Source organism: uncultured Sneathiella sp. (genome assembly GCF_963976355.1).
GTDB lineage: Bacteria > Pseudomonadota > Alphaproteobacteria > Sneathiellales > Sneathiellaceae > Sneathiella.
The window spans coordinates 1-3,607 of record NZ_CAXBKA010000024.1 but is presented as its reverse complement, the minus strand read 5'-3'; the positions used below and the strand labels follow the sequence as shown (position 1 = coordinate 3,607).

Here is a 3,607-nt window from a genome sequence, read left to right as displayed (position 1 = left end):
CCATCTGGCTCATCATCTTCATCATACCCATCATGCCCTGCATATCCCCCATGCCTGAATTGCCATCATGCTCCATCATCGGGGATTGCTTGTCCGGAGTTTGGGCTTCCTGGGCATATAGGGCTGTTGTCGCCAGTCCCGCGACCATCATTGTGGCAAACGCGGTGAGTTTGATTGATTTACGCATCTCTAACATTCCTTTCGGTTGTGGACTCATGTCCCGACTGGGGTGTTACAGACGCTATATTTGCGCCTGATGCAGCCGGGGACCTTCCGGCCTCGTTGCCGGGAAGACTGTTTTTCGGGGTTTCATCGGATGAAGGGGCGATATCGCTGGCGCTCTTTTTCGACGAACAGGCCTTTTTGTTCATGCATAAACCCAGCGCACACATGGCTACGCAAGGCAGAACAGAAAGGAGCAAAGGTGCAATGCCGACCGCAACCATCCAGCTCCAGTTAAATGCAAGCCCAGCGACAAGGGCAGTTCCAGCCAGCACAAATACACCGCGACGTCCCTTCAGGTAATATCGAACGGCATGAACCACGTCATGCCCAAGCGAGGTATTACCGGATTTGGCTTGTTGTATCTCGGTCATAGGAGTTCCTTCCTCAATCGGTGTAGATGTGGGATTTAAGAAAATCTATCATCTCTGCTGTCGCCCATTCGGTCGGTCCGACAAGTCGACCAAGCTCGCGGCCGTTCCTGTCAATCAGAAGCGTCGTCGGTAAACCGGGGATGCCCAGAGCCGTCGTGGTTTTCATGGTTGGATCGATGAAGAGGTCCAGATTCCGGATGCCGATTTCGCTATAGAAATCCTGCACGACATCCGCTCCGGCCCGGTCGATCGACAAGGCAACGACTTTGAACTCCGAACTGCCGAGTTCGGCCTGCAGGGCATCCAGGGTCGGCATTTCCTCGCGGCAAGGAACACACCAGGTAGCCCAGACATTCAGCAAGACGACCGTTCCCTCGAAATCACTCAGTGTCATGGGTTGACCTTCGGCGTTTTCGAACCCGAATTCGGGAAGAGGCCGGGGAACGTCATGCATGACAAACGAGCGCTGTTGTCTCTGCCTTACATTGTCCGCTGCCTGATCGGTGACATTCTTCTCGTTGCGTAACGAAACTATGGTCAATGTGGTAACAACCACCAGTATGATGCCAGCGGCAAACCCCACTTTCAGGTTCATATGCACCAAGAGGCTCTTCATCGAGGTGCCTCCGCAGTTCCGGCACCTGAGGCCTCATTACGCAATTTTTCGACCCTTGGCAGAATGGTCTCGGCCAACACTTTTTCCGTTACCGGCCCGACATGCTTGTAAGCAATGTTCCCTTTTGCATCGACAACGAAGGTCTCAGGGACGCCATAGACGCCCCAGTCAATTGCCACACGCCCGTTAATGTCCGCACCTGTTCTCGTATAGGGATCGCCAAGGCTATCGAGCCATTCTGCAGCGTCGTCAGGCTGATCCTTATAGTTCAGACCATGCAGTGGAACGGTGCCGTCGCGGGCCAGTTTCATGAACACGGGGTGTTCTTCACGGCACGCGACACACCAGGAGGCAAAAACATTGACCAGCGACACTTCACCTTTGAGATCCGTACTCGACAAACCTTGCATCCGGCCTTTTACCGGCGGAAGGTCAAATTCGGGGACCTGTCTGCCCAACAGGGCCGAGGGGAGTGTGTTGGGATCAAGAGTCAATCCCTTCGCCAGGGCCACACCCAATATCAAGGCGATGCCAAGCGGCAGAAAATAGATCAGCCGGTTGAAGTGCTTTTGCGGGCGATGTTCTTTGGGGACTGCACTCATTTCGCCCTCCCGTCTTTAGGATTCAGATTGTGCTGGAATGCGCGTTCCTCGTCCGACCAGACACTCTTGATATAGCCAAGTACAGCGATGATCTCCTCATCACTCAGAACATCCTCGAATGCAGGCATATCGCTCTCATATCCCGGCACGACAGCGCCAATCCCGAACTTGGTCATCGCATAAAGTTCCAGGTCGCTATGGCGCCATGTATGACCACTGGCATCGTGCGGCGGCGCAGGCATCCGCCCGGTATCAAGGCGGCGCTTCCAGTTTTTCTGCCCCTCAAGATTTGCACCATGGCACGATGCGCAGAATTCAGCATAGACATCGTTGCCCAGTGCAATCTGTTCCGGAGTGATCGGCTTTTCCAGAAAAGTCAGATTCTCGGGCGTTGATCCAGCATCCGCTACCCCGGACAACAAAGCCATGCCGACGCCAGCCATTAATCCGGTGACCAATGATCCAGGCGATACAGCGATCATTTCCTGCCCCGCAGATATTTAAACAACGCGAGAACACTCATGATCAGGATCGCAAGGATCAGAAGAAACACAAGACCGCCTCCTGCCATCATCAGCATCATCATCGGGCCACCCATCATCGAACCATCCATCATCTGTCCAAAACACTCATTCATTGGCGTAAACGGCAATGCCGTCCTCTCCGAACGCATAGGTTTTCAGCGTCCCGGTTTTTTCACGTGCCATGCCCGGCGCATTTGGTGGCATGCCGGGCAGCGTGATACCCGTTATATCCGGGCGTTCATCAAGCATCCGTTCAATGATCTCGGCGGGAACCAGCCCGCTTACGACATATCCGTCAATCTCGGCCAAATGGCAGCCCAGCCCTTGCTCCGGGACACCGGCGGCAACGGATCGCTTGTCGAAATCGCGATCATCGACACGGGTAACCTGATATCCATTGGTCTCAAGATATTCGCCATAGGCATCACAGCATCCGCAGTTCGGATCCCGATAGATTGTGATCGATTTGCTTCTCTCACCAGCTACTGTCACGTTCGTTTGCGCCTCTCCTTTTCCCGGAGCAAACATTGTAAATGCAGCACTTCCGGCAACAGCCAGAATCGCAACACCTGTCACAATCACTAATTTTCTCATCTGTTTCTCCATCATCATATGTTCGCAATGGCGGTCCACGTCCTGCCACCGTCTGGGCTTTGTAAAACCCCGTCGTTATTCACAATTACGAGATCATCAGCGCGTAGCGGATGAACCGCGAGTGCTGTTGCGATAACTTCTGAACGCTTTAACCAGGTGACACCCGCATCCTGCGATTGCCAAATTCCGGATGGCAATCCGGCATAAAGTGTGGCCGGTCGCGATACCGCACTGACCAGCGCACTCACAGGTTCACCCTCAGGTAAGGGTACTTTGGGAGTTGCCTGCTTTCCGGACGCAAGAGCATCCATGGCATCGCCCGGCTGAACATCCTGCCAACGGCAGAAACAATCCGGCACACGCGTTACACCGGTATCGGTTCCGGCATATAGCCAGATCCCACCCATTCCGGTTGCCAGATCGACTGAAGACAGTGCTGTCAGATCTCGCTCGGCATTCGCTAACCATGGCCGGTCCATGACAAACACCCATGACTGACCAGCATCATCGCTCTGCCATAAGCCGTCACCGCGAATGGCGGCATATATGGTATCTGGGTTTGTCACCGCCGTTGTGATGGCAGTGACGGCAGCTTCTGGCAGTCCTTGCCCGCGCACGTCCCAACTTTTTCCGCCATCAACAGACAGAACGACGCCGCCGGCATCCAGACCGCCA

At 54.4% G+C, this 3,607-nt stretch carries 8 protein-coding genes; all 8 read right to left on the bottom strand.

Features of this window, described 5'->3' with window-relative positions; all coding sequences use genetic code 11:
• Nucleotides 1-187 (bottom strand): hypothetical protein (locus AAC599_RS20020; protein ID WP_340152137.1); only part of this gene is annotated, 187 nt, incomplete at its 3' end.
• On the bottom strand, nucleotides 180-596 hold the full coding sequence (locus AAC599_RS20015; RefSeq protein WP_197482551.1) for a hypothetical protein: 417 nt from the start codon (nucleotides 594-596) through the stop codon (nucleotides 180-182). The genes AAC599_RS20015 and AAC599_RS20020, both read right to left, overlap by 8 nt.
• Nucleotides 597-609: 13 nt before the next feature.
• Nucleotides 610-1,212 carry a TlpA disulfide reductase family protein gene (locus AAC599_RS20010; RefSeq protein WP_062956576.1) on the bottom strand — a complete coding sequence of 201 codons (603 nt, stop codon included), beginning with the start codon at nucleotides 1,210-1,212 and terminating at the stop codon, nucleotides 610-612.
• The gene (locus AAC599_RS20005) at nucleotides 1,209-1,814 is read right to left on the bottom strand and encodes a DsbE family thiol:disulfide interchange protein (RefSeq protein ID WP_062956577.1); all 606 of its coding nucleotides are present in this window, start codon (nucleotides 1,812-1,814) and stop codon (nucleotides 1,209-1,211) included. The genes AAC599_RS20010 and AAC599_RS20005 overlap by 4 nt, the downstream gene beginning before the upstream one ends.
• Nucleotides 1,811-2,296, bottom strand: coding sequence for a cytochrome c (locus AAC599_RS20000; protein ID WP_062956578.1), 486 nt, complete (start codon nucleotides 2,294-2,296; stop codon nucleotides 1,811-1,813). The genes AAC599_RS20005 and AAC599_RS20000 overlap by 4 nt, the downstream gene beginning before the upstream one ends.
• Nucleotides 2,293-2,430 (bottom strand): hypothetical protein, encoded by a 138-nt coding sequence (locus AAC599_RS19995; protein ID WP_156518939.1) that lies wholly within the window; start codon nucleotides 2,428-2,430, stop codon nucleotides 2,293-2,295. Before AAC599_RS19995 ends, AAC599_RS20000 begins: the two co-directional genes overlap by 4 nt.
• Before the next feature lie 13 nt (nucleotides 2,431-2,443).
• On the bottom strand, nucleotides 2,444-2,932 hold the full coding sequence (locus AAC599_RS19990) for a DUF411 domain-containing protein (protein WP_196871077.1): 489 nt from the start codon (nucleotides 2,930-2,932) through the stop codon (nucleotides 2,444-2,446).
• Between the two features lie 14 nt (nucleotides 2,933-2,946).
• Nucleotides 2,947-3,607: hypothetical protein (locus tag AAC599_RS19985; RefSeq protein WP_340152136.1), on the bottom strand; the 661-nt coding region annotated here is incomplete at its 5' end.